Raw genomic sequence first — 25,278 nt, forward strand, 5'->3', positions numbered from 1 at the left:
GTGACGATGCACAAGGCGGTTTGGGCCGGCACGATGGTCGCGGCGATGGCGCTGACCGCGGGGCAGGCGGGCGCGGCAACGGCCAAGCGGGCGAGCTTCGGCAAGCTGCCCGACGATACCGTGATCGAGGCTGTGACTCTGACTGGCAGCAACGGCGTCAGCGCCCGGATCATGACGCTGGGCGCCACGCTCCAGGCGTTCAACGCGCCCGACCGGAACGGCAAGGTCGCCGACGTCACGCTCGGCTATGACGATGCCGCCAGCTACATCACCAAGCCCAATTACTGGGGCCAGACGATCGGCCGCTACGCCAACCGCATCGCCGGCGGCCAGTTCACGCTGGACGGCAAGGCGTATCAGCTGACCCGGAACGACAAGGCGAACTCGCTCCACGGCGGCACGGTCGGCTTCGACAAGCGGGTGTGGCGGATCGTGTCGGTCAAGGACGGCCCAACCGCGTCGGTGACCATGACGCTGAACAGCCCGGCGGGCGATCAGGGCTATCCCGGCGCGCTCGACGTCACCGTCACCTATGCGCTCGATGACAAGGGCGCGCTGACGATCGATTTCGATGCCAAGAGCGATGCCCCGACCATCGTCAACCTGACCAACCACGCGCTGTTCGATATGGGCGGCGAGGGGAGTGTGGTCGGCACGATGAACCACCGGTTGACGATGCCGGCCAGCCGCTACACGCCGGTCAACGATGCGCTGATCCCGACCGGCGAGCGCCGCGCGGTCAAGGGGACGGTGTTCGATTTCACCCGCGGCCGCATCGTCGGGCAGGATGTGCGTGACGGCCGTGATGCGCAGATCGTCGCCGGGCGTGGCTACGACCATAATTTCGTCCTAGACGCCGGCGTGACCAAGGAGCCGAAGCTGGCCGCCCGCCTTGAAGACCCCGCCTCGGGCCGGGTACTCGAAGTGCTGACGACCGAACCGGGCGTGCAATTCTACTCGGGCAATTTCCTCGACGGGACGCTGATCGGGAAGCAGGGCCATGTGTACCGCATGGGCGACGGCATCGCGCTGGAGCCGCAGAAATTCCCCGACACGCCCAACCAGCCGGCGTTCGGATCGGCACGGGTGGAGCCGGGCAAGCCGTACCACCACCGCATGGTGTACCGGGTGTCGGTCGCGCGGTAAGCTGACAAACCAATTCTTCGTCATTCCCGCGAAGGCGGGAATCCCTATACGTTGACGATCCGGATCAATCGGCAACGCCGGCGTCTATGGTTCCCGCCTTGGCGGGTATGACGAAAGAAGAGGTGTTCGCTCCCACCCCACTCAATGCGCGTGGCGCAGCGCGCAGTCGTCGCCCGTCTCGATCTGCACCGTCGCATGGCCGATCCCAAAATCATGCTCTAGCCGGTGGCCCAACTCGCGTAGAAACCCGTCGCCCGGATGCCCGGCCGGCATCACCAGATGCGCGGTCAGCGCGGTTTCGGTCGTGCTCATCGGCCAGATATGCAGGTCGTGGACCCGTGCCACGCCGGCCTGCGCGGCCAGCAGCGCCTCGACCGCCTGCGCATCGATCCCGCGCGGCACCGCCTGCAACGCCAGCAGCAGCGATTCGCTGAGCAGCCCCCACGTGCCGACCAGGATGATGACCACCACGAGCAGGCTGACGACCGGATCGATCCACGTCGCCCCGGTCCACAGGATCGCCAGCCCGGCGATCACCACGCCTGCCGACACCGCGGCATCAGCCGCCATGTGGAGATAGGCGCCGCGAATATTGACGTCGCCGTGCCGCCCGCGCGCGAACAGCAATGCGGTCGCGAGGTTCACGCCGATCCCGGCCAGCGCCACCCACACCACCGGCCAGCCATCGATCGGCCGCGGATCGCCCAGCCGCTGGATCGTCTCCAGCAAGATCGCGCCGACCGCCATCAGCAGCACCAGCGCATTGGCCAGCGCCGCGAGGATCGTCGACGCGCCGAGCCCATAGGTGAAGCGCCGCGTCGCCGGCCGCTTGGCAAGCTCCATCCCGCCCCACGCGATCAACAGCCCCAGCACGTCCGACAGGTTGTGCCCGGCATCGGCCAGCAGCGCGACCGAATCGAACCAGAACCCGGCACCCCCCTCGACCACCACGAACGCGATGTTCAGCAGCGTGCCGATCGCGAACGCGCGTCCGAAATCCGCCGGGGCATGCGAATGTCCGTGGCCGTGATGATGGTCATGTCCGTGATGATGTCCGCCCATGGCGTGCCTTGTGGCAGGCGGCAGGCGGGCTGACCAGCATGTGCTGGTGCATCGTGCCATCTGCGGTGCACGGAATAGTCTGCTACGGTCGCGCCATGACCGCGTTCCCGCCATCCGTACTCAATTACTGGCACCGGATGTTCCCGGTCGACCTTGCTTTGGTGTGAGGAAGCGGCGGCCGGCCCCATCCCATTCCCGCACCACCCGGTCCCGCAAACGTCCTTAACAATCGCTTCCCCCGGATCGAAACGTCGCCTCGCGCGCTGACCGGGCGATCCTTGCGACCGTTGTCGCAACAAGGCAGTGTTGTACGGACCATGGCTACGGACGAACCATCGGCGCGCATCCTGATCGTCGACGACGATCCGGCGGTCCACGAATCCTATCGCATGTCGTTCCGGCCGGCGCCCGACGCCGATGCGCTCGCCGATCTCGCTGCCGAGCTGTTCGCCGAAATGGACGGCCGCGACACCGATCGGGCGGAATTGACGCTGACCCATGTCCATCAGGGCGAGGAGGCGGTGGCGGTGGTCGAACGCGCGGTCGCGCGCGATACGCGCTTCGCCGTCGCGTTCATCGACGTGCGGATGCCGCCGGGGATCGACGGGCGCGAGACCGCGCGGCGCATCCGCGCGGCCGATCCCGATATCCAGATCGTGATCGTCACCGGCTATTCGGACTTTTCGCCGGCCGAGATCGCCCGCGTCGCCGGCCCGCCCGACCGGTTGTTCTATATCGCCAAGCCGTTCGCCGCCGAGGAGGTGCTGCAGATCGCGACCGCGCTGTCGCATCGCTGGCACGCCGACCGCGCGCTGGCCGTCACCCGCGCCGAACTCGCCGCCAAGATCGACGAGCTGGAGGAACAGACGCGCGAACTGGCCGCGAACGAGAGCAAGGCGATCCGCCTCGCCAATCGCGATCCGTTGACCGGCGCGCCCAATCGCCTCGCCTTCCTGCGCATTCTGTCCGAACACGCGCGGCGGCCGGGTGCCTTTGCGATGGCGATGATCGACCTCGACCGGTTCAAGCTGATCAACGACACGCTGGGGCATCTGGTCGGCGACGAGTTGATCCGCACCATCTGCACGATCCTGATCGCCGAAGTCGGTGAGCACGGGTTCGTCGCGCGGCTGGGCGGCGACGAATTCGGCGTGCTGATCGCCGCGGACAGCGCCGATGACGCCGTGATGCGCTGCGAACGGCTGGTGCGCGCCTGTTCCACCGACCTGCAGGTGTTCGGCCATCCGATCCGCGGCGCGGCGTCGTGCGGGGTGATGATGGTCGCGGCCGATGGCGGGCGCGAACCGGTCGACATCATGCGCCGCGCCGACTTGGCGCTGAACGAGGCGAAACGGCAGGGGCGCGGCGTCGTGCGGCTGTTCGACGACAGCATGGACGAATCGATCCGCTTCCGCCGCCGCGTCGAACAGGGGCTGACCCGCGCCATCGCCGACCGCGAACTGGCGCTGCTGTTCCAGCCGATCGTGTCGCGCGACACGCTGGACGTGGTCGGGTTCGAAGGGCTGCTGCGCTGGCACAGCAGCGAACATGGCGCGATCGGCCCGGCGACCTTCATCCCGATCGCCGAGGAATCGAACCTGATCCATGATCTGGGCGAATGGGTGCTGGACGAAGCGCTGGCGATGCTCCCGGCATGGCCCGGGCAATATGTCTCGGTCAATTTCTCGCCGCGCCAGTTCCGCCGGCCGAGCTTCGTCGGGCATCTGATCGAAAAGGTGCAGCGCGCCGGGGTGGCGCCCGACCGGTTGCAGATCGAGATCACCGAAACCGCGATCTTCGACGATGCCGAACGTGCCGCCGATACGCTCTACCGCCTGCGTCAGATGGGATTCCGCATCGCGCTGGACGATTTCGGCACCGGCTATTCCTCGCTCTACAACATCCGCAAGTTCGCGCTCGATTGCCTAAAGATCGACCGCAGCTTCATCGACGGCATGGGGCGCGAGCGCGAAAGCGCGGCGATCGTCCATTCGATCATCCACCTCGCCCGCGCGCTGCGGCTGGAGGTAGTGGCCGAGGGGGTGGAGACCGAACAGCAGGTACAGGCGCTGCGACTGGCCGGCTGTTCGCACCTGCAGGGCTATTATTTCGCGCAGCCGATCGACGGGGCGGCCGCGACCGCGATGGCGTGTCGCGGGCGGGCGCCGGACCGGGTCGCGCACGAACCCGGCGCATGAAGGTGCCGCGCCGCCGGGCGACGCTCGCGGCCACGCTGACGCGGGCGGTGGCGTGGCCGGGGGCGGCGGCGGTGCTGGCGATCGGGGTGCTGCTGATCCTGTTGGGCCGGGCGGGCGAAGCGTGGTTGCTCGCGGGCGGCGCGTTAGTGGCGATGCTGCTGGTCGTGGTGCATGGGGCGGCGGTGCGGCTGGTGGGCGACCGGCTGCGGCGCATCGAGCAGCAACTGGCCGAGGCATCGGGCGCGATCGCGCGCGAGCGTCGCGACGACGAGATCGGCGGCCTCGTAACCGCGTTGAACGCGATGCTCGCGGGGCAACAGGAGCGCGCAGCGCAGCGCGAGTTGCACTCGTTCCGTCTCGGCCGGTCGGAAAGCCGCGCCGCGCTGGTCCACAACGTCCGCAACGCGCTGTCGCCGATCAGCGCGATCCTGTCGCACGGGCTTGCCCAGCCCCCGATCGCCGAGCGCGAGACGATCGAGCGCGCGGTCGGCGAACTGGCGGCGGGCGACGTCCCGCCGGAGCGTCGCGCCAAACTCGCCGCCTATGTCATGGCCGCGATCGACGCGGCCGCGCGCGCGCGGATCGATCGGCTGGCGCAGTTCGACACCGGGCGTACCGCGCTTGCCAACGTGCTGGAAATCATCGGTCAGCCGCTTGACGGTGTGGCCGAGCCGCCGATGCTCGAACGCTGCGACGTAACCGACCTGATCGCGCGCAACGGCGCGATCGCGCGCTATGGCGACGGGCAATCGATCGCGGTGTCGTTTCCGGCGCAACCCGCCTGGGTCTGCGCCAACCGCGTGATCCTGGGGCAGGTGATCGGCAACCTGTTCCGCAATGCCGGGGAAGCGATCGCCGCCCGGCCGCACGCCCCCGGCCGGATCGACGTGACGGTGGCGCGCGGGGGGGAGGGGGTGACGGTGGTCATCGCCGACGATGGCGACGGCTTCGACCCCGCCGCCGCGCCGATGCTGTTCCAGCGCGGCTATTCGACCCGGCGCGCGAAGTCGGGCGGGCTGGGGCTGCACTGGTCGGCGAACTGGATGGCGGCAATGGGCGGCAGTCTCCGCCTCGAAAGCGACGGCCCCAACCGCGGCGCCCGCGCGATCCTGACGCTGCCGGCTGCCTAGCTGTTGATGAGCGGCAAGATCCGCGCCGCATCCTCCCGCCGACAGATCAGCAGGTCGGGCAACCACGTGTCATGGCAGTTATAGTAGAGCGGCGACCCGTCGATCCGCGACGCGTGCAGCCCGGCGGCCAGCGCCACCGCGACCGGCGCGCAGCTGTCCCATTCATATTGCCCGCCGGCATGGAGGTAGATGTCGGCCTCGCCGCGGACCACCGCCATCGCCTTGGCGCCCGCCGACCCCATCGGGATCAGTTCGGCATCGATCGCGTCCGCCACCGCCAGCGCTTGGCGGGCGGGGCGGGTGCGACTGACGACCATGCGTGGCCGTGTCGGGCGCGGGGGCACGATCGGGGCGGAGCTGCTCGACAACACCACGCCCAGCGCCGGCAGCGCCACCGCTCCCGCCTCGGCCCGACCGTTCACCGCCAACGCGACATGCACCGCCCAGTCGTCGCGTCCCTCGGCATATTCGCGTGTGCCGTCCAGCGGATCGACGATCCAGGTCTGGGTGGCGGCACAGCGCGCCTTGTCGTCGGCCGACTCCTCCGACAGCACGAACGCCTGCGGGCGGGCGGTTCGCAGCCGTTCGAGGATCAGCGCGTTGGCCTGTGCGTCGGCACGGTCGCCCAGCGCCTTGCCGGTCTCGCGCCCTTCGGCCCGGATTGCCAGCAACAGCTTGCCCGCCTCGGCAGCGATCGCCGTGGCGAGCAGTGCATCGTCGGTCACAGCACCGGCGCCCAGATGCCGAGCACATGCTCGACGATGCGTTCGGCGGCGGCTTCCGGCGTCTCGCGCGTGGTGTCGACATGGATTTCCGGCGCGATCGGCGGTTCGTACGGGCTGTCGATGCCGGTGAAGTTGGCAAGCGTACCGCTGCGCGCCTTGGCATACAGCCCCTTCACGTCCCGGGCCTCCGCGACGCTGAGCGGCGTGTCGACGAACACTTCAACGAACTCACCCGCCGGCAGCATCGACCGCGCCAGATCGCGCTCGGCGCGGAACGGCGAGATGAACGCGGTCAGCACGATCAGGCCGGCATCGGCCATCAGCTTGGCGACCTCGCCCACGCGGCGGACATTCTCGACCCGGTCGGCATCGGTGAAGCCCAGATCGCGGTTGAGGCCATGGCGGACATTGTCCCCGTCGAGCAGGAAGCTGTGCTTGCCGAGCGCGTGCAGCTTCTTTTCGACCAGATTGGCGATGGTCGACTTGCCCGATCCCGACAGACCGGTGAACCACAGCACACGCGGGTTCTGGTTCTTCTGCGTGGCGTGCGCCTCACGGGTGATGTCAATCGACTGCCAGTGGACGTTCTGGCTGCGGCGCAGGCAATAGTCGATCATGCCGGCGGCGACGGTGGCGTTGGTGATTTTATCGATGAGGATGAACCCGCCGAGGTCGCGATTGTCGGCATAGGGTTCGAAGGCGATGCCGCGATCGGTGAAGACGTCGGCGATGCCGATGTCGTTCAGCGACAGCGTCTTGACCGACAATTCGGCCAGCGTGTTGACGTCGATCGCATGGCGCGGTGGCTGAACGGTCGCCGACACCGTGCCGGCCCCGGTCTTCAGCCAATAGGCGCGACCCGGCAGCAGCGGTTCACCGTCCATCCACACGATCGTCGCGCGGAACTGGTCGGCGACCTGGGGCGGCGCATCGGCGGCGGCGATCACGTCGCCGCGCGAGCAGTCGATTTCGTCGGTCAGCGTCAGCGTCACCGACTGGCCGGCAACCGCCTGTTCCAGATCGCCGTCCATCGTCACGATCCGCGCGACCCGCGACGTCTTGCCCGACGGAAGCACCCGCACCGCGTCGCCCGGGCGGATAGTACCGCTGGCGATCAGCCCCGCGAACCCACGGAAGTCGAGATCGGGGCGGTTGACCCATTGCACCGGCAGGCGGAACGGCCGCACCACAGCTGCTTCACTGTCGAGCGTGACGGTTTCGAGATGCTCGATCAGCGCCGGGCCGCCGTACCATGGCGTGTTGGCGGACGCGGCGGCGATATTGTCGCCCTTGAACCCCGACAGCGGAATCGCGGTGAAACCGGCGATGCCGATCGATTCGGCGAATGCGGCATAGTCGGTGACGATGCGGTCGAAAATCGCCTGATCGTAGTCGACCAGGTCCATCTTGTTCACCGCCAGCACGATGTGGCGGATGCCGATCAGATGCGCGAGGTAGCTGTGCCGCCGCGTCTGGGTCAGCACGCCCTTGCGCGCATCGATCAGGATTACGGCCAGATCGGCGGTCGACGCGCCGGTCACCATGTTGCGGGTATATTGTTCGTGGCCGGGCGTATCGGCGACGATGAACTTGCGTTTCTCGGTCGCGAAGAAGCGATAGGCGACGTCGATGGTGATGCCCTGCTCACGCTCGGCGGCGAGGCCGTCGACCAGCAGCGCGAAATCGATCTCCTGCCCCTGCGTACCGACCCGCTTCGAATCGTTCTCCAGCGCGGCCAGCTGATCCTCGAAAATCATCTTCGAATCATAGAGGAGGCGCCCGATCAGCGTCGACTTGCCGTCGTCCACCGATCCGCAGGTGATGAAGCGCAGCAGCGACTTGGTCTGATGCTGCGCCAGATAGGCGTCGATGTCGGCGGCGATCAGCGCATCGGGGGTATAGGCGGGGACGGTCGCCATCAGAAATAGCCCTCCTGCTTCTTCTTTTCCATGCTTGCCGATCCCGCATCGCGGTCGATCGCGCGGCCCTGTCGCTCGGAGGTGGTCGTCAGCAGCATTTCCTGAATGACCTCGGACAGCGTCGCCGCCTCGCTCTCCACCGCGCCGGTCAGCGGATAGCAGCCGAGCGTGCGGAAGCGGATCGATCGGTCGACCGGGACCTCGCCCGGCATCAGCCGGAACCGGTCGTCATCGACCATCAGCAGCATGCCGTCGCGCTCGACGGTCGGACGGGGAGCGGCGAAATAGAGCGGCACGATCTCGATCCGCTCGCGCAGGATATATTGCCAGATATCGAGTTCGGTCCAGTTCGACAGCGGAAAGACGCGGATTGATTCGCCCTTCGCCTTGCGCGCATTGTAGAGGTGCCACAGTTCGGGCCGCTGCGCCTTGGGGTCCCAGCGATGGTTCGCCGACCGGAACGAGAAGACGCGTTCTTTCGCCCGGCTCTTCTCCTCGTCGCGCCGCGCGCCGCCGAACGCCGCGTCGAAGCCGTAGTGGTCGAGCGCCTGCTTCAGCCCCTCGGTCTTCCACAGATCGGTGTGCAGGCTGCCATGGTCGAACGGATTGATCCCGCGCGCCATCGCGTCGGGGTTGTGATGGACCAGCAATTCCATGCCGGCATCGCGCGCCGCCTTGTCGCGCAAATCGTACATCGCGCGAAATTTCCACGTCGTATCGACATGCAGCAACGGGAAGGTCGGGGGCGCGGGATAAAACGCCTTCTTCGCAAGGTGCAGCATGACCGCCGAATCCTTGCCGACCGAATAGAGCATGACCGGTCGTTCGGCCTCCGCCACCACTTCGCGCAGGATGTGGATGCTCTCGGCTTCGAGGCGTTCGAGATGGGTGAGACGATCGGTCGGGATATCGGTCATTACCCGATCGCAGGTAGTGATCGCGGGTGCCGCGACAAAACAACTATTCCTGCGGGGATGCGCCAGTTCAGCTTTCGCAGCCGAAAGCGCGGGCGCGACGCGCGCCGGGGATGAGAAGTGCCTGGGTCACGCCGATGCACCGGCACAACCCAGGCACAGTTCCGATTCAAACCGGACGAAGATCGTCGCCGTAGCTGTCACGGAACAGAGCGAAAAACGCCTGCATTTTCTTTCTCCCAGGTTGCGCCGAAGCGCAGCATCTTCTTAACCGAAAATTAACCCTAAGCCAAACGTGATTCATGGTTAACGCGTTTGAGCACCGCTCGGTAGTGTTAACCGATGCTTTGCAGTTTGCCGGCTAGGACAGGCGCACCATGCCCCGCGTCCGATCGGATCACCCCCCGCTTGCCGGGATCGCGAGTCGCCAACGTCCCCGGCGGGCGATTCTGGCGACGGCCGATCGGCGCCGGCTGTGCCGGGATTTGCCGTGCTACCGGCTTATCCTGTTGTGCGAACTGGAAGAGTTCGCATCGCTGCGCCGTGCGATGGGCGTGACACGCGCGCGGTTGCTGATGGACGATGTCGCCGCGCGCCTCGTCGCGGCGCTGCCCGACCTGCGGGCTCGGCCGGCCGGACCGAACCTGCTCGAACTGGGATATGACTGCACTTCGCCGGTCGCCGGACCATCGATCCTCGACCGGGTGCGTGTGGCGATAGCCGCGCCGTTCGACCTCGATGGCGAGCCCTATCGACTATCGCTGCGAATCGGCGGGGTCGGGGTAGCCGCCGCCGATGCCGACGAGGTGCAGATGATCGAGGCGGCGGAACAGGCGCTGGTCGATGCGCGGCAGATGCAGGCCGACGTGCTGCGCGACCTGATCGATCCGGCGGCAGGCGACGATCCGATACAGCTGATGCGCGAACTGCCCGGCGCCATCGCCGAGGGGCAGATTTTCCTGCAATATCAGCCCAAGGTCCGCGTACGGCAGCAGAAGGTGGTCAGTGCCGAGGCACTGGTGCGCTGGCGGCATCCGACGCGCGGGCTGATCCTGCCCGGGGCGTTCATCGAGGCGGCGGAACGGTCGAACATCATCGGTACGCTGACGCTGTGGATCATCCGCCGGGCGATCGCCGACCAGCGCACGCTTGCCGCGCAAGGGTATGACATCCCGATCTTCATCAACATCTCGGGCGTGCTGTTGTCGGATACCGGGTTCGTGCGCGACGCCTGCGCGCTGGTCGCGGCGGGCGGTGCGAAGATCGGGTTCGAAATCACCGAAACCGCGGTCATCCGCGATCCCGAAAGCGCGATCGCGAACCTGCGCACCTTCGCCGATATCGGCGTCCCGCTGGCGATCGACGATTATGGCGCGGGGCTGTCGTCGCTTGCCTATCTCAAGCGCCTGCCCGCCAGCGAACTGAAGATCGACAAGCTGTTCGTCACCCAGCTGACCAGCAGCAACCGCGATCCGCTGATCGTGCGCTCGACGATCGACCTCGCCCATGCGCTCGACATGGAAGTGACCGCGGAAGGGGTCGAAACCCCCGCCGCGCTGGCGCTGCTGGGCGTGATGGGATGCGACATGGTGCAGGGTTTCCTGATCAGCCGTCCGGTCGAGTTCGCGGCATTCCAGACGTTCCTTGCCGAGGATCGCCATCTTGCCGCGATGGTCAGCCCGCGCATGACGTTCCTGCGCAACGAAGGGCAGTGGAAGACCGCGTGACGCTTACCCCGCATTAACCGGGGCGGTCGTACGAGGAGATATGACCGTGCGATCCATTCGCCTCTTGTGGTTCGCCATGCTGCTGTTCGCAGGAGGGATCGCGCCGGCGTTCGGGCAGGCGGCGACACTGGAGCAACGGTTCGACGCTGCGCGGGCCAGACTGGCCACTCAGCCGCAACTTGTCCTGCAGGAAGGCATCGACCTCGAGCGCGCGGCGCAGGCCCGCAACGGAACGACGTCGCGAATGCGTGCGGCCGGCCTATGGTTGCAGGGTGAAGCACATGCGCGGTTAGGCGATGCCGTGATGGCACGCAGCAAGATCGCGTCCGCGCTATCGATCGTTCAGGCGATGCCGTCGCGGATCGCGCTGGAAGGCGATATCCTGCGGACGCGCGGCGATATTGCGTCTGACGAAGGGACCGTCGCGTCCGCGCTGGCCGACTATCAGGCGGCGTATCGCGTCTATCAAAGCGCGGGGGACAGGCGCGGGCAAGCCATGGCGCTGCTCAGTATCGGCTCGCTCTATCGGCAAGGCGCCGATTTCGCGGGTGCGTTGCGCTATTACGGTCAAGCGATCGATACCTATGCCGGCGACCCGTTGCTGCTGGTGTCGATGCTGAACAATCGCGGCAACGTCCTAACGGAAATGGGCCGGTATCGCGACGCGCTGGTCGACCTGAAGCGCGCGCTGGCGCTTGCTCCGCAGCTCGACAGTCCCGCCTTCACCGCGCGGATCATGGGCAATATGGCGCGGGCGCAACGCGGCGCAGGCGAGGAAGACGCCGCGTGGCAATCGATCGTGCGGGGCATGTCCATTGCGCGCGAAGCGGATGTGAAACCGGTCGCCGATCAGCTGGCGACGCTGGCCGGCCGGATCGCCGTCGCTCGCGGCGATCGCGCCCTGGGTATGCGGCTGGTCGACCGCGCCTTTGCCGGCGTCGACCTGACGACAACGCCACTCGCCGCCCGCGACAATCACCGCAACGCCTATGCCGTCTATTCCGCCACGGGCGAGACGACGAAAGCGCTGGCGCATCTCGAGGCGCTCGACCGGCTGAACGAGCAGGCGACGCAGCTGACGACCTCGACCAAGACCGCGCTGATGTCGGCCCGGTTCGATTTCCAGAACCAGGAACTGCGGATCGCGCGACTGAAGCAGGAGGAACTGCGCCGCAACATCGCGTTCGAACGCGCAAGCGCGCATTATCAACGCATCCTGTTCGGCAGCATCGCCGCGGCGGTGCTGGTGCTGATCGTCCTGCTGGTCGTGGGCGTCGTGACGCTGCGGCGCAGCCGCGATGCCGTGCGCCGCGCCAACGTCGATCTGGCCGCGACCAATGTGGCATTGGAAAAGGCGTTGAAGGCCAAGGGCGATTTCCTGGCGACCACCAGCCATGAAATCCGCACGCCGCTGAACGGTATCCTCGGCATGGCACAGGTGATGCTGCGCGACGACCGGCTGACACCCGATATGCGCGACCGGCTGGGCATCGTCCACGACGCAGGGATAGCGATGCGCGCGCTGGTCGACGACATCCTCGACGTCGCCAAGATGCAGTCGGGCAATCTGGGCGTCGAACGCGTGCCGACCGATCTGGTCGCGACGGTCGAGGACGCGGCCCGGCCATGGCGGCGACAGGCGCAGGATCGCGGGATCGGCTTCGCGCTCGATATCGGCGACGTGCCACGCTGGATCGAGGGGGACCCGACAAGACTGCGCCAAATCCTGTCCAACCTGTTGTCGAACGCCCTGAAATTCACGCAGGCGGGGGCGGTCGGCATGACGGTGGCGGTCGCGGGCGACCGGCTGCGCATCGCGGTGTCGGACAGCGGCATCGGTATAGCGATCGACCGGCTGGAGGACGTGTTCGAATCGTTCCAGCAGGCGGACAACAGCACGACCCGACGCTTCGGCGGGACCGGGTTGGGGCTGACGATCTGCCGCAACCTTGCGCGCGCCATGGGCGGCGACATCACCGTCGTCAGCACGGCGGGGCAGGGGTCGACCTTCACGCTCGACCTGCCGCTGGTGCTGGCGGCCCGTGCGCCCGTCGGGTCGGGGGATATGGCGAGCGGCGGTCGCATGCTGATCCTCGAACGCAACCCGATCGCCCGGGGCATGATGCGGACGCTGTTCGCCCCCAAGGTGACGACCGTCGAGTTCGTCGAGGATGCGGCGGGGCTGGCGGAGAAGCTTGGCCGCGACGATGTGCGCGGGGTGCTGGTCGACATGGCGTCGCTGACCGAAGCTTCGGCCGATCCGGCGGCTATGCTGGCCGATCTTGCGGGCGCGATCGATGGGCGCGACGTGCCGGCGGTCGTCATGCTGCGCCCCGACGATCGGGTGCAGATTGCGGCGGATATACTGACGTTGCTGCGCAAACCTGTTTCGGCTACGCAACTGATCGATGCGTTGTTCGGCGTCGATGGTGGAAACGGACAGCCGGTGCCCCTTGTGTCCGATGCGGCATAGCGCGATAGCGGATTGCAATATGAGCAGCGTTAAGAACAGCTTGGCCGCTTGGGCCTACAGGTCATGAGAATCCTGTTCGTCGAGGACGACGCGATGAATCGCCGCGTCGTCCGCGACATGCTCGACGTGGCCGGTGCGGTCATGGTCGAGGCCGATCTGGCCGAGGCGGGGCTGCAGCGGATCGATGAGGAGACGTTCGATCTCGTGCTGCTCGACCTGCGCATGCCGGGGATGGACGGGTTCGAGGTCATCCGCCGGGTTCGCGCGCGCACCGATGCCAAGCGCGACCTGCCGATCATCGTCGTCACCGCCGATACCGCGATCGACCTGACCGAACGCTGCATCGCGATGGGCGCCGACGAGGTGCTGTTCAAACCGGTGGCGATGGACGCGCTGTTCGACGCGATCGGCCGAATCCTTGCCCGGCGCAGCGGCGGGGACCTGCTGTTCTGACGCGCCCGGGAGCGGCGGTTGCGTGGGTGCGGTACTGCTGATAGGGGAAATCGTCACGCCGCGGCCCTGCTTCGGCGAACCATATTCTATTGCGATGAAGATTCCCGGAGTTCCACGGCCACATGCAGATCATGGTTCGCGAAAACAACGTCGATCAGGCCCTGCGCGCGCTCAAGAAGAAGCTGCAGCGCGAGGGCGTGTATCGCGAGATGAAGCTGCGCGGTCACTATGAAAAGCCGTCGGAAAAGCGCGCCCGCGAGCGTGCCGCCGCCGTTCGCCGCTCGCGCAAGCTGGAGCGCAAGCGGGTGGAGCGCGACAGCGCACGGTAAGGGGTTTCGCCGTCGATGCCGTGCCGGTACGTGACCGGCGGGGCGACTGGTTCCAAGCGATACGGCGCGATGGATGCGCCATAAGGGGTTTCGATGTCGGTCACTGCCGTTCCGCTGCGTCCCGTGAAACGGCGCCATATCACCTGGATCTGGGTGGGTATCGTCCTTGCACTGCTGCTGGCGGTCGGGTTCGCCTTTGCCGGCACGCGCAGCGGCGTCGATGCGTTCCTGTCCGGCAACGGATCGCGTCCGGGCGTGGTGACCACCGCCAGCGGCCTGCAATATGAAGTGCTGGCCAAGGGCAGTGGCCCGACGCCGACCGATGCCGACGTCACGCTGATCAACTATGTCGGCAAGCTGCCCGACGGCACGACCTTCGACCAGAGCCAGCGCCCGACGCCGATGTCGCCCAAGGGCGTCGTTCCGGGGTTCGGCGAAGCGTTGAAGCTGATGCCGAAGGGATCGCGCTATCGCTTCTGGCTGAAGCCGGAGCTGGGCTATGGCGCGCCCCGCCCCGCTGGTGCGCCGCCGATGCCGGCGGAAATGGAAACGCTGTCGAAGCAGGTGCTGGTGTTCGACGTCGAGATGGTCGACTTCATTCCGGAAACCGTGCTCCAACAGCTTCAGATGCAGCAGATGATGCAGCAGCAGGGTGGGGGCGGCATGCCGCCGGCAGGCGCGGTACCGCCACCCGCCGGACGCTAAGACGACCGGGATGGACGAACAGACGGCGCCGGGGTCCCTCCGGCGCCGTTTTCGTGTGCGGCGACGGCATCGCCTTGCCCGCCGCGTTCATGGTATTCGCGTGACATGTCATTTGTTTCCCGATCCAGCGCCGTTTCCGCCCCCCTCGTTCGATCGTGGCGCTATCGCCTCGCGACGATCCTCAGCGCCTGCCTGACCATTGGGGCGGCGCCGGTGCCCGCGCCCATACCCCCGGCCGATGTCGCGACGCTGGAGGCATTGCGCGCGGCCGACCTGCGGCTTGGCGCGATCGGATATCGGCTGGCCATCGCCAATGCGCCGCTGTGTACCGATCTTGCACCGGTCACCGGCATGATCGTCCATGCGATCGATCAATATGGTGTCGACGAACAGGCGGTGGCGCGCAGGGCGTTCGGTTTCGCGACCGGTGTGGCGGTCGAAGCGGTCGTGCCGGGCAGCGCCGCTGCGCGGGCCGGTGTGCAGGCCAATGATTCGATCGTCAGTGTCGACGGGCGTTCGGTGCCGGTGGCGACCGGCGGCGGGCATCTGGCCACCCGCGACGCGTTCGTGGCCCTGCTCGATTCGCTACCGGCCGACCGTCCGCTGCGCATGGTCCTCCGCAGTGCCGGTGTCGATCGTGCGGTTACCATCGCGGCCTCGCCCGGATGTCGCACCCTGTTCGAGCTGAAAGTCGGACCGTCGCTCGATGCGGTGGCCGACGGGCGACTGGTGCAGATTTCCAGCCAGTTTCTCGAACGCTTCGCCGATCCGCAGCTGGCGGTGGTCGTCGCGCACGAGCTGTCCCACAACATCCTGTGCCACCACGCCCGGCTGGAGGCGGCGAAGGTCAGTCGCGGGCTGTTCCGCGAACTGGGACGCAACGGGCGCATCTTCCGTTCGACCGAGGACGATGCCGACCGGCTGGGCGTGCACCTGTTGCGCAACGCCGGGTGGGACCCGTCGCTGGCGGTCGCGTTCTGGAAAGGGCCGGGCGCACGGATCGACGGCGGAATTTTTCATAGCCGGACGCATTCGTCGGCGGGGAAGCGTGCCGAACTGATCGCGGCGGAGATCGCCGCACTGCCGCCCCGCGCGCCGATCCCCTATCGCCCGCCGGTACTGACAACGCGGGACCGGCCGCTGGAATAGACCGGAATGGCGGTATTCGCTTGCACCAACAATCGTATACGCTAGCTTCCCGGTGCTGGAACTAAGTGAAAATTAACGGGTTTCCGGCCAAGCACCCGCACGACCGTTGCTGGTCCATCACCCGGAACGGGCGGTCGCGAACGGGATGATTCGGCTTGCAGCCTGCCTGCTGCTGTGCAAAAGGCGGCGTGACGTAGAGTTTTACAAGGGAGTGTAGAAATGGGTTTTGCTAAGAAGATGCTGATCGCGGCCTCGGCCGTTTCGATGACCGTTGCTCCGACGATCGCCAACGCTGCGAACGCTTCGAAGCTGTCGGTTGCCCGTGCGTCGGCTCCGGCCGCCAAGGGCGAAAAGCTGGCCGGCGGTGGCATCATCGTCGCCATCCTGGCAGCTGCTGCCGTCGTCGCCGGCATCGTTGTCGTCGCCGATTCGGACAGCGACTCGGACAGCAACTAATCGTTCCGCGCGGGCAACCGCGCACCGATCGGTAGGAAGGGCGTCCCGTTTGGGGCGCCCTTTTGCGTTTGGACTGGGTGATTCGCACGGGTGTCCTTGGGCGCTACGTCGGCAGCGATGGCAGTGGTTGCTCCAAGCTTGATCCGTCGAAGAGCGATCGAAATTTATGCCGTACCCCTGCGCAGGCGGGCGCCAGAGCCCCAGATGTCGTCCTGTCGTTACCCTGGACCCCCGCCCACGCGGGGGTACGTGGAGTGCGGCGGAACTGCCATGCGCCGCCCGCCTGAATCTTCGCCTGCGCGGGGGCGCACCCGCCGACGCTGGCGCGCTATCGTCGGATGGTCTGGACCTCCGTCTACGCAGGGCACGACTGGCGGGAAATGCGCCTCATCCTCCCGGATTGTATCCGGCCTCGTCGCATGTCGATCGGCCCCAAGGGCGCCGTGCTCGGGTTGAATACGTCAAACACTCGGGCATGCCGGATCGCGCGATTGTACTCTGACCCGATACAGCAAGCGTCAATCGACGCTGGGGCCGGTTCCTTCCGGCAGCGCGGTGGTCAGGAATCGTTGCACCTCGTCGTGCAGCACCAGCGCGGTCAGGCGGCCGCTGCGATAGGCGCCAGTATCGATGCCGATCCGGTTCGGCCGGATATCGGGTTCGGCCGTCACGGTATGCCCGTGGACCACGAAGCGTTCGAACCGCCCGGTATGATCGAGGAACGGCGCGCGAATCCAGCGCAGGTCCGATGACTTCTGCGCATCCAGCGCCACGCCAGGGCGGATGCCGGCATGGACCATCACATAGTCGCCGATCGCGATCTGGTCGGGCAGCGCGCGCAGGAAGTCGAGATGGGCGGTCGGCACATGGTCTTGCACCAGCTGCGCTACGCCCTTCAGATCGGCGGCTTCATAGGTTGCCTCGTCCACGCCGTAGCTAAGCAGCGTTTCCCGGCCACCGGCACGCACGAAGATGCCCAGCGACTGGCGCGCGCCTTCGGCAGCATGGAGCAGCAGTTCCTCGTGATTGCCGCACAGACAGGTGACGTCCTCGCTCGCCGCGCACAGCGTCATCACCCGTTCGACGACGCCGCGCGAATCCGGACCGCGATCGATCAGGTCGCCTAGGAAGATAAGCTTCACCCGGCGGTCACCACGGTCGGGATCGGCATCTATCCGCGCCAGCAAATCTTCGAGACAGTCCAGCCGCCCATGAACGTCGCCGATCGCATAGACGATCTGACCGTCGGGAATGCGGGGCGCCGGTGCTGCGGATTTGCGGAAAAGTCGGGAAAAAACCATGATGCGCGATCGCCTCTAGGCGAAAGGGGCTGCACGTTCAATGAACCGTGGCGGCGGTGAACCCGAAGCGCCTAGAAGGCGTTGGGCGGCACGACGATGGCGATTTGCCAATCATCTACCGGCGTTCTATTGCGGCGCAGCAATTTTGAGGGATGGAAGCGATGACGATCAAGAAGGTTCGCAAGGCAGTCTTTCCGGTCGCCGGTCTTGGCACCCGGTTCCTCCCTGCGACCAAATCGATGCCCAAGGAGATGCTGACCGTCGTCGACAAGCCGCTGATCCAGTATGCGGTCGAAGAGGCGCTGGAAGCCGGCATCGAACAGATCATCTTCGTCACCGGTCGGGGCAAGGGCGCGCTGGAGGATCATTTCGACGTTTCCTACGAACTGGAAGCGACGATGAAGGCCCGCGGCAAGTCGATGGCGCTGATCGAGGGTATCCGCCAGAAGCCTGGCAGCCCGGTCTATGTCCGTCAGCAGGAGCCGCTGGGTCTGGGCCATGCGGTGTGGTGCGCGCGCGAGATCGTCGGCGACGAGCCGTTCGCGGTGCTGCTGCCCGACGAACTGATGGTCGGCGGTTTCCTGAAGCAGATGGTTCAGGCCTATGAGCAGGTCGGCGGCAATGTCATTGGTGCGCTGGAAGTGCCCGACAGCGAGACCGACAAATACGGCATCATCTCGCCCGGCAAGCAGGACGGGCGCCTGACCGAAGTCACCGCGCTGGTCGAAAAGCCGAAGGGCAAGGCGCCGTCGAACCTGATGATCCCCGGCCGCTACATCCTGCAGCCCGAAGTGATGCAGATCCTCGATTCGCAGGAGCCGGGTGCGGGCGGCGAAATCCAGCTGACCGACGCGATGGCGAAGCTGATCGGCAACCAGCCGTTCCATGGCTTCACCTTCGACGGCAAGCGCTACGACTGTGGCGACAAGGCCGGTTGGGTGCAGGCGAACATCGCGCTGGCACTGGCGCGGGCCGATATCGGTCCGGCGGTGCGGGCGTTTGCGCAGGAAGCGCTCGCCAACGGTTGAGGGGTTCGGGGCGGGGGCGTTGCTCCCGCCCGCTACAGGGTGACCAGCCGGTCGTCCGCCAGCGTCGTGAGCAGGTCGATCATGCCGCCTGCCGCGACGTTCGCATGCTCGGCCGATATACCGGCGAGGGCGAGGCCGGTCTGGCACGCGTTCAGCTCTACGCCGCTCTCGGTCGCCATCGCGCGCAGTTCGGCAAGATCGGGCAAGCCGGCGGGCGCCGAACCGCGCGCGGTCAACACTGCAACCGCCTGTTCATGCAGATAGACCCGCATCCGCCCGCCGAGCGCGGCGCCGGCGCAGGCCATGGTCAGCGCCGCACGGAACCGGTCAGGGTCGGGGCTGACGACGACGATCGTCAGCCCGCGCATCGGCATCCGGGGTCCTTGGGCAGGGTGAGCGTGCGAAAGCGGAAGGCGAGCAGATCGGCAATCAATACCCGCCCGGCGGGATCGTCGCCGAACCCTATGATCGCGCGCATCGCTTCCAGCGCGGCCATGCTGCCGATGATCCCGGTCAGCGCGCCTAACACGCCCTGATCGGCGCAGCTGGCATCGGCACGCGCGGGATCGTCGCCGACGAAGCAGCGATAGCAGGGGAGGTGGGGCTCCCATCCGCGGAACACGCCCAACTGCCCCTCGAACTGGCCGACCGCTGCCGACACCAGCGGAATACGCGCCGTCAGCGCCGCATCGGCGACCACCAGCCGCGTCGCGAAATTGTCGCAGCCATCGACCACCACATCGGCACCGGCCAGCAGGTCGGCGGCGTTGCCGGCGTGGATGCGCAGCGCATGCGGCTCGACCGCGACGAACGGATTGATCCGTGCCAGCGCCGCCGCCACCGCCGCAACCTTCGGCATTCCGATATCGGCATCGGCGAACAGCGTCTGGCGCTGCAGATTACTGGCATCGACGCGGTCGTCGTCGATCACGACCAGCGTGCCGACCCCGGCCGCGGCGAGATATTGCAAGGCGGGCGACCCGATGCCGCCCGCGCCGATCACGACCACGCGGGCCGCTTTCAGTGCCGCCTGTCCCGCGCCGCCGACTTCGCGCAGGACGAGGTGGCGGGCATAGCGGTCGAGTTCGGCGTCGGAAAAACTCATTCGACCCAATCGAACAGCAGCACCGCGCGATACCAGCTGCCGGCATTGACGAAGCGGGGCACCAGGTTGCCGCGCGCATAGCTGACGACCAGCCCCGCGGCATATTGTTCGACCGTCGGGCAATTGATCGCGCGCGGGATGGTGGCGCGCACGACGTGGTCGTCGCCGATCAGCACCGCGACATCGACCCGCAACTGCGCATTGCCCGCGACCGGGATCGGGTGCGGGCACCCGGTACGCTTCATTTCGGCAAGGACGAACGCGTTCATCTGCGGCGTCGGGCGCGGTGTGCGGCGATAGGGGAGCGGCGGCAGCGCCTCCCAGTCGATCGGCGACCGCGCCACCGGCGCGACCTGCACCTCTGCCGGCGGCATCAGCGGGGCGACCGGCGTCAGCTGCAAGGCCATGCCGAGCAGGGCGAGCGCCGTCATCGCCCGGTCGACCCGAACCCGCCAGCGCCGCGGGCGGTGTCGTCCAGCGAATCGACTTCGTCGAGCGTCGCGCGCAGCACCGGGGCGGGGACCAGTTGCGCGACTCGTTCGCCGCGCACGACGCGGAACGGTTCCTGTCCCAGATTGGCGAGGATCACCTTCACCTCGCCGCGATAGTCGCTGTCGATCGTACCCGGCGTATTGAGGCAGGTGATGCCGTGCTTGAGCGCCAGCCCCGAACGCGGGCGGACCTGCACCTCATATCCTTCGGGAATCGCCATGGCGAAGCCGGTGGCGACGGCATGGCGTGCGCCGGGGACCAGTTCGACGTCTTCGGCCGCGACCACGTCCATTCCCGCCGCACCGGCTGTGGCATAGGCGGGCAGCGGCAGGCCGGCGCCGTGCGGCAGACGGAGCAGGCGCAGCGCGATCACGGCGTCACCTTCGCATTCTGCTGCAGTACCGGATCGGCGGACATGCGGCGCACCGCGTCGATCAGGTCGGGGTCGCCGAGCAGGTCGTGGCCGCGTCCGGGCAGCACGCGATAGTCGGTGGCGATGCCGCGCAGCGCCAGCGCCTCGGCATAGGCGCGCGAGAAGCGTTGCGGGGTGTCGGTATCGTCCGACCCGACCAGCAGCGCGACCCGCGTCGCCGGCGCGACGCCGCCGACCGTCATCAGTGGATCGAAGCTGGACACCGGCGTGGCGAAGCCGCCATGCCCCTGTTTCGCGCGATATTTGCGCCATTCGGGCAGCATGCACGGGCACCCGGCCAGCACCACGCCGTCGACCAGCCCCGGTCGGATGCCGGTCAGCGCCGCCGCCATCGCCGCGCCGCCCGATTGCCCGACAAGGATCGTGCGCGCCTGTGGATAGCGGGCCCGCCACTGGGCGATGCTGTCGCCCACCGCCGCGATCCGTTCGGCGGTATAGCTGTCGCCCCCGATCCCGCCGCGCATCCCCGGCGAGCTGTTGCCCGCCGCGTCGCGATAGCCCGGCCGCAGCAGCGCGATTGCGCGCGCATGGGGAATGGCATCGGCGATGGCGTGCGCCGCGTCGGCGAATGCCGCGGGCACGTCGCCATCACCATCGCCATGCAGCACCAGCACCAGGGTCCGCACGTCGCGCGCCGCATCGGGGCCGAAGCTCTGCGCCGACAGCGCGGGCGAGGACGACCCATGCGTCGCGCAACCGGCGGCGGCGAGGAGCAGCAGGGGACTAAGCCAGCGCATCGGCGATCCGATCGGCAAGGCGCGCGGCGATATCGCCCTTGGGTGCGTCGGCCCAGTGCTCGACCCCGTCAGCGGTGACCAAATGGACGGCGTTGCGATCGCCGCCCATGACATCGCCCGACACGTCGTTGGCGACGATCCAGTCGGCATTCTTGGCGGTCCGCTTGGCAGTGGCATAGGGGAGTACGTCGTCGGTTTCGGCCGCGAAGCCGATCAGCAGGCGCGGGCGGCGTGGCGATCGACCCAGCATCGCGAGGATATCGGGATTGGGCTGCAGCGTCAGCGTCGGCGGACCGTCGCCTTTCTTCAGCTTCGACGGCGCCGCTTCGACATGCCAGTCGGCGACCGCGGCGACCATCACCGCGGCATCGGCGGGCAGCGCCTGGGCCACGGCATTGGCCATGTCGCGCGCCGATTCGACGTCGATGCGGGTGACCCCCGTCGGGGTAGGCAGCGTCACCGGCCCGGCGACCAGCGTTACGTCCGCCCCCCGCGCGGCACAGGCGGCGGCGATCGCGAACCCCTGTTTCCCCGACGACCGGTTGGCAAGGTAGCGGACCGGATCGATCGGCTCATGCGTCGGTCCGGCGGTGATCAGGATGCGGCGACCGGCCAGCGATGGTGGCGCGGCCGCGGTCGTCATCGCTTCGATCGCGGCAACGATCGCGACCGGTTCGGGCAGGCGGCCGGGACCGAACTCGCCGCACGCCATCGCGCCTTCGTCGGGCTCCATCACCGTCACGCCATCGCCGCGCAGCGTCGCGACGTTGCGAACCGTCGCGGCATGCTGCCACATGCGCACGTTCATGGCGGGCACCGCCAGCACCGGCTTGTCGGTCGCGAGCAGCAGCGTGGTGGCAAGATCGCTGGCGACCCCCGCCGCCATCCGCGCCAGCAGGTCGGCGGTCGCGGGCGCGACGACGACCAGATCGGCCTGACGGCTGAGTTGGATATGGCCCATCTCCGCCTCGTCTTTCAAATCCCACAGGCTGGTATGGACCGGTTGTTCGCTCAGCGCCGCCAGCGTCATCGGCGTCACGAACTGCGCACCGCCATCGGTCAGGACGCAGCGGACGCTATGCCCGGCCCCGCGCAGCAGGCGGATCAGCTCGCACGCCTTGTACGCGGCGATGCCACCACCGACGATCAGCAATATGCGTGTCATCGCGTGATCCTCTGCACCCGAACGCGCCGTCTGTCGAGCAACGTCCGCGTCAGGTCGCGCGCAGCATCGGGCAGGAACGCCATCCCGACCAGATAGGCGGGGGCGGCGGCCAATACCCAATAAAAGGTGTCGGTCCGTGCGAACAACGCGATCGCCGCCGCATAGCCACCGAACGTCAGCACCGCGCGCAGGCCGAGCGGCCCCGGCGCCGCCGCCCAGCCGATCAGCGCCAGCATCGCCAGCGGCGCGCCCAGCCACCACGGCAGCAGCGTCAGCGCGGTCGAGCGTGCCATGGCGGAGGCGAACAGCCCCGGCCCGTGCAACCCGCTCCACCCCGGCGACACCGCGTCGAGTGGCCCGGCGATCGTGGCGACGGCGCGCGCATGGAGTGACAGCAGCGCGACGAACACCAGCAGCGCCGCGATCCAGCCCAGCGCCTCGCGCCGCCGCCCCTCGACCAGTGCCATCGCCAGCATCACCAGTGCATAGAGCGCCGCCGTTTCGCGGATCAGCATGGCGCAGAGCGCAATCGCGACCGGCTCGATCCAGCGATCGTCGCGGCGGATGGCGAGCGACAGGGCGATCAGCAGCCCCGCCCACAGGTCATGGAAATGCACCAGCGACGGCTGGACGAAGGCGACCATGCCGCCCGCCAGCAGGAACAGTGCGGTGATCCTCGGGCTCCCCCGCGCGAACCACTCGCCGATCCGCCGGGTCCAGGCGAGCCCGGTGGCGATGGCGAGCAACACCATGGCGATGACCGGGACGATGTCGGGCAACGCGGCCTGCACCACCGCCAGCGTCGGCAGGCGCACGGCGGGGAAAGGACGCAGCGGATAGCCGCCCGCGCGCAACTCCTGCGCAGCGACGCCATAATAATCGCCGCCCGCGCGCAGGCCGTCGACTACCGCACCGTACAGGCCGAGATCGGTCTGCCCACTGCCGCGCACGCCGCTATCCTCGCCCGGTTGAACCCATGCCGATCCCAGCAGCAGCGCGAACAGGATTGCGAGCGCAACGGCGATCGCCGGGCGCACGCATGCGAACCGGCTGGACGACGACAGCCATATCGGCGGCCGCGGACGGATCATCCCAGCAGCTGCATCAGGCCGGCACCCGCCGCACCGCTTGCGAGGGCAACGAGGCCATAGCGCCAGCCGCCGCCGACCTTGATCACCGCGATATCGGGCAGCGGCGGGGAGGGCGGGGCGCCGCCGGGGCCGGGATAGCGCGCCTCGATATTGCGCAGCAGGTCGGGCAGCCGCGCGAAGGTGCGCAGGTCGGTGATGATCCGGTCGGCGACCATCGCCTCCGGCCCCAACTCGTCGCGAATCCAGCCGCGCACGAACGGCGCCGCCGTCTCCCACAAATTGATGTCGGGATCGAGTGCGGTCGCCACGCCCTCGACCATCACCATCGTCTTTTGCAGCAGGAGCAAATGCGGCTGGGTCTGCATGTCGAAGTCGCGCGTGATGTTGAACAGCGAATCGAGCATCATGCCGACCGACATGTCCTTGACCGCAAGGCCCCGCATCGGTTCGCCCACCGCCCGCAGCGCGGTCGCGAATTCGGCGACATTGTGGTGGGCGGGGACATAGCCCGCCTCGAAATGGATTTCCGCGACGCGCTTATAGTCACCGGTGATCAGGCCGTAGAGGATTTCGGCCAGCCACACCCGCGCGCGCCGGTCGATCCGGCCCATGATGCCGAAATCGATCGCGGCGATGCGCCCGTCGGGCAGCGCGAACAGATTGCCCTGATGCATGTCGGCATGGAAGAAACCGTCGGCGATCGCCTGTCGCAGGAAAGCGCGGACCAGCCGGGTCGCCATGGCGTTCAGGTCGTGACCGGCGGCGATCAGCGCGGGGCGGTTCGACAGCTTGATGCCGTCGATCCATTCGGTGGTCAGCACCTTCGACGTGGTGCGCTGCCAATCGATCGCGGGAATGGTGAAGTCGGGCTCGGCCTCCATCCCGTCGGCCAGTTCGGATGCGGAGGCAGCTTCGCGACGCAGGTCAAGTTCACGCGCAGTCCAGCGCTTCATCGTTTCGATGACGAGGCGCGGGCGCAGCCGCTTCAACTCGCCGCCCATCGTCTCCATCCGGGCGGCGGCCCATTCATAGGTGTCGATCGCGTCGAAGAATTGCGCTTCGACGCCGGGGCGCAGCACCTTTACCGCGACCTGCCGGCCATCGGTAGTGATCGCCCGGTGGACCTGCGCGATCGAGGCAGCCCCGACGGGCGTCTCTTCGATCGACGCGAACAGCGCCTCGATCGGCTGGCCCAGCCCCGATTCGATCGCCGGGCGCACCACGCTCCACGGCAGCGGCGGCAGCGCGTCCTGCAGCGAGAGCAGGTCCTGCGCCACCGCCTCGCCGACCAGATCGGGGCGGGTGGCGAGCGTCTGCCCAAGCTTGATCGCGGCAGGGCCCAACGCGGCGAATGCCTCGGCATAGCGCGGCGTCTTCGGTACCCGCGCACCGAACCGGGCGAGCCGCACCACCCGGCGCAACCGCGGCGGGGTGCGCGGATTGCGCTCGATATCGATCAGCGCGCCATGCCGCGCCAGCGTGCGCCCCCATTTCAGGATGCGCCAGCCATGGGTGAGCGTCGAGGTCATGCGGCGGGACG

24 protein-coding genes are annotated in these 25,278 nt (G+C 67.6%); 11 read left to right on the forward strand and 13 right to left on the reverse strand.

The window, feature by feature from the left end; translation table 11 throughout:
* Positions 1–6 precede the first annotated feature (6 nt).
* Positions 7–1,146, forward strand: coding sequence for an aldose epimerase family protein (locus tag MF610_RS12625; protein WP_242197138.1), 1,140 nt, complete (start codon positions 7–9; stop codon positions 1,144–1,146).
* A gap of 141 nt (positions 1,147–1,287) precedes the next feature.
* Here MF610_RS12625 and MF610_RS12630 read toward each other — a convergent pair whose 3' ends face one another.
* Positions 1,288–2,208 (reverse strand): cation diffusion facilitator family transporter, encoded by a 921-nt coding sequence (locus MF610_RS12630; protein WP_242197141.1) that lies wholly within the window; start codon positions 2,206–2,208, stop codon positions 1,288–1,290.
* Positions 2,209–2,525: 317 nt separating this feature from the next.
* Here MF610_RS12630 and MF610_RS12635 point away from each other — a divergent pair, with 317 nt between their 5' ends.
* Together MF610_RS12635 and MF610_RS19080 are read left to right on the forward strand one after the other, a co-directional pair.
* Entirely contained in the window at positions 2,526–4,406 is a 1,881-nt protein-coding gene (locus tag MF610_RS12635; RefSeq protein WP_242197144.1) for a putative bifunctional diguanylate cyclase/phosphodiesterase, read from the forward strand.
* Positions 4,403–5,536, forward strand: a complete 1,134-nt coding sequence (locus MF610_RS19080) for a sensor histidine kinase (RefSeq protein WP_277924081.1) — start codon at positions 4,403–4,405, stop codon at positions 5,534–5,536. The genes MF610_RS12635 and MF610_RS19080 overlap by 4 nt, the downstream gene beginning before the upstream one ends.
* Here MF610_RS19080 and MF610_RS12650 read toward each other — a convergent pair.
* Genes MF610_RS12650 through cysD form a run of 3 tightly spaced genes read right to left on the reverse strand, consistent with a single transcriptional unit; the run spans position 5,533 to position 9,097 of the window.
* A complete protein-coding gene (locus MF610_RS12650) occupies positions 5,533–6,261 on the reverse strand; it encodes a 3'(2'),5'-bisphosphate nucleotidase CysQ (protein ID WP_242197147.1) in 729 nt (242 codons plus the stop codon). The genes MF610_RS19080 and MF610_RS12650 overlap by 4 nt on opposite strands.
* Positions 6,258–8,180, reverse strand: a complete 1,923-nt coding sequence (gene cysN, locus MF610_RS12655; RefSeq protein WP_242197150.1) for a sulfate adenylyltransferase subunit CysN — start codon at positions 8,178–8,180, stop codon at positions 6,258–6,260. The genes MF610_RS12650 and cysN overlap by 4 nt, the downstream gene beginning before the upstream one ends.
* Positions 8,180–9,097, reverse strand: coding sequence for a sulfate adenylyltransferase subunit CysD (gene cysD, locus MF610_RS12660; protein WP_242197151.1), 918 nt, complete (start codon positions 9,095–9,097; stop codon positions 8,180–8,182). Before cysD ends, cysN begins: the two co-directional genes overlap by 1 nt.
* 506 nt (positions 9,098–9,603) lie before the next feature.
* Here cysD and MF610_RS12665 point away from each other — a divergent pair.
* From MF610_RS12665 to MF610_RS12695, 7 genes are all read left to right on the forward strand, one after another.
* Complete coding sequence (locus MF610_RS12665; RefSeq protein WP_242197154.1) at positions 9,604–10,821, forward strand: EAL domain-containing protein; 1,218 nt, start codon at positions 9,604–9,606, stop codon at positions 10,819–10,821.
* A gap of 40 nt (positions 10,822–10,861) precedes the next feature.
* Positions 10,862–13,294: an ATP-binding protein gene (locus MF610_RS12670; RefSeq protein WP_242197157.1), complete on the forward strand. Its 2,433-nt coding sequence runs from the start codon at positions 10,862–10,864 to the stop codon at positions 13,292–13,294.
* Positions 13,295–13,357: 63 nt separating this feature from the next.
* Positions 13,358–13,747 carry a response regulator gene (locus tag MF610_RS12675; RefSeq protein ID WP_242197160.1) on the forward strand — a complete coding sequence of 130 codons (390 nt, stop codon included), beginning with the start codon at positions 13,358–13,360 and terminating at the stop codon, positions 13,745–13,747.
* Positions 13,748–13,869: 122 nt separating this feature from the next.
* Complete coding sequence (rpsU, locus tag MF610_RS12680; protein ID WP_242197163.1) at positions 13,870–14,076, forward strand: 30S ribosomal protein S21; 207 nt, start codon at positions 13,870–13,872, stop codon at positions 14,074–14,076.
* A gap of 153 nt (positions 14,077–14,229) precedes the next feature.
* The gene (locus tag MF610_RS12685) at positions 14,230–14,781 is read left to right on the forward strand and encodes an FKBP-type peptidyl-prolyl cis-trans isomerase (protein WP_479687780.1); all 552 of its coding nucleotides are present in this window, start codon (positions 14,230–14,232) and stop codon (positions 14,779–14,781) included.
* Positions 14,782–14,886: 105 nt separating this feature from the next.
* Positions 14,887–15,930, forward strand: coding sequence for a M48 family metallopeptidase (locus MF610_RS12690; RefSeq protein WP_242197169.1), 1,044 nt, complete (start codon positions 14,887–14,889; stop codon positions 15,928–15,930).
* Positions 15,931–16,167: 237 nt separating this feature from the next.
* Positions 16,168–16,386: a hypothetical protein gene (locus tag MF610_RS12695; protein ID WP_242197172.1), complete on the forward strand. Its 219-nt coding sequence runs from the start codon at positions 16,168–16,170 to the stop codon at positions 16,384–16,386.
* Between the two features lie 518 nt (positions 16,387–16,904).
* Here the strand turns inward: MF610_RS12695 and MF610_RS12700 are convergent.
* Entirely contained in the window at positions 16,905–17,687 is a 783-nt protein-coding gene (locus MF610_RS12700) for a metallophosphoesterase family protein (protein WP_242197175.1), read from the reverse strand.
* A gap of 161 nt (positions 17,688–17,848) precedes the next feature.
* Between MF610_RS12700 and galU the strand changes: the two genes are divergently transcribed.
* Positions 17,849–18,715, forward strand: coding sequence for a UTP--glucose-1-phosphate uridylyltransferase GalU (galU, locus tag MF610_RS12705; RefSeq protein WP_242197178.1), 867 nt, complete (start codon positions 17,849–17,851; stop codon positions 18,713–18,715).
* Between the two features lie 32 nt (positions 18,716–18,747).
* Here the strand turns inward: galU and MF610_RS12710 are convergent, their stop codons facing one another.
* From MF610_RS12710 to ubiB, 8 genes are read right to left on the reverse strand one after another with little or no spacing between them, the layout of a single operon-like run.
* The gene (locus MF610_RS12710) at positions 18,748–19,089 is read right to left on the reverse strand and encodes a DsrE family protein (protein ID WP_242197181.1); all 342 of its coding nucleotides are present in this window, start codon (positions 19,087–19,089) and stop codon (positions 18,748–18,750) included.
* On the reverse strand, positions 19,071–19,820 hold the full coding sequence (locus MF610_RS12715) for a HesA/MoeB/ThiF family protein (protein ID WP_242197184.1): 750 nt from the start codon (positions 19,818–19,820) through the stop codon (positions 19,071–19,073). The genes MF610_RS12710 and MF610_RS12715 overlap by 19 nt, the downstream gene beginning before the upstream one ends.
* Positions 19,817–20,251 (reverse strand): hypothetical protein, encoded by a 435-nt coding sequence (locus MF610_RS12720; RefSeq protein ID WP_242197187.1) that lies wholly within the window; start codon positions 20,249–20,251, stop codon positions 19,817–19,819. The genes MF610_RS12715 and MF610_RS12720 overlap by 4 nt, the downstream gene beginning before the upstream one ends.
* Complete coding sequence (dut, locus tag MF610_RS12725; protein ID WP_242197190.1) at positions 20,248–20,685, reverse strand: dUTP diphosphatase; 438 nt, start codon at positions 20,683–20,685, stop codon at positions 20,248–20,250. Before dut ends, MF610_RS12720 begins: the two co-directional genes overlap by 4 nt.
* Positions 20,682–21,482, reverse strand: a complete 801-nt coding sequence (locus MF610_RS12730; protein WP_242197193.1) for an alpha/beta hydrolase — start codon at positions 21,480–21,482, stop codon at positions 20,682–20,684. Before MF610_RS12730 ends, dut begins: the two co-directional genes overlap by 4 nt.
* Positions 21,469–22,647, reverse strand: a complete 1,179-nt coding sequence (gene coaBC / locus MF610_RS12735; protein WP_242197195.1) for a bifunctional phosphopantothenoylcysteine decarboxylase/phosphopantothenate--cysteine ligase CoaBC — start codon at positions 22,645–22,647, stop codon at positions 21,469–21,471. Before coaBC ends, MF610_RS12730 begins: the two co-directional genes overlap by 14 nt.
* A complete protein-coding gene (locus MF610_RS12740; RefSeq protein WP_242197198.1) occupies positions 22,644–23,738 on the reverse strand; it encodes a glycosyltransferase family protein in 1,095 nt (364 codons plus the stop codon). The genes coaBC and MF610_RS12740 overlap by 4 nt, the downstream gene beginning before the upstream one ends.
* Positions 23,735–25,267, reverse strand: a complete 1,533-nt coding sequence (gene ubiB / locus MF610_RS12745; protein ID WP_242197201.1) for a 2-polyprenylphenol 6-hydroxylase — start codon at positions 25,265–25,267, stop codon at positions 23,735–23,737. Before ubiB ends, MF610_RS12740 begins: the two co-directional genes overlap by 4 nt.
* Positions 25,268–25,278: the final 11 nt, after the last annotated feature.

This window comes from Sphingomonas hankookensis (assembly GCF_022664465.1).
Taxonomy (GTDB): domain Bacteria; phylum Pseudomonadota; class Alphaproteobacteria; order Sphingomonadales; family Sphingomonadaceae; genus Sphingomonas; species Sphingomonas hankookensis.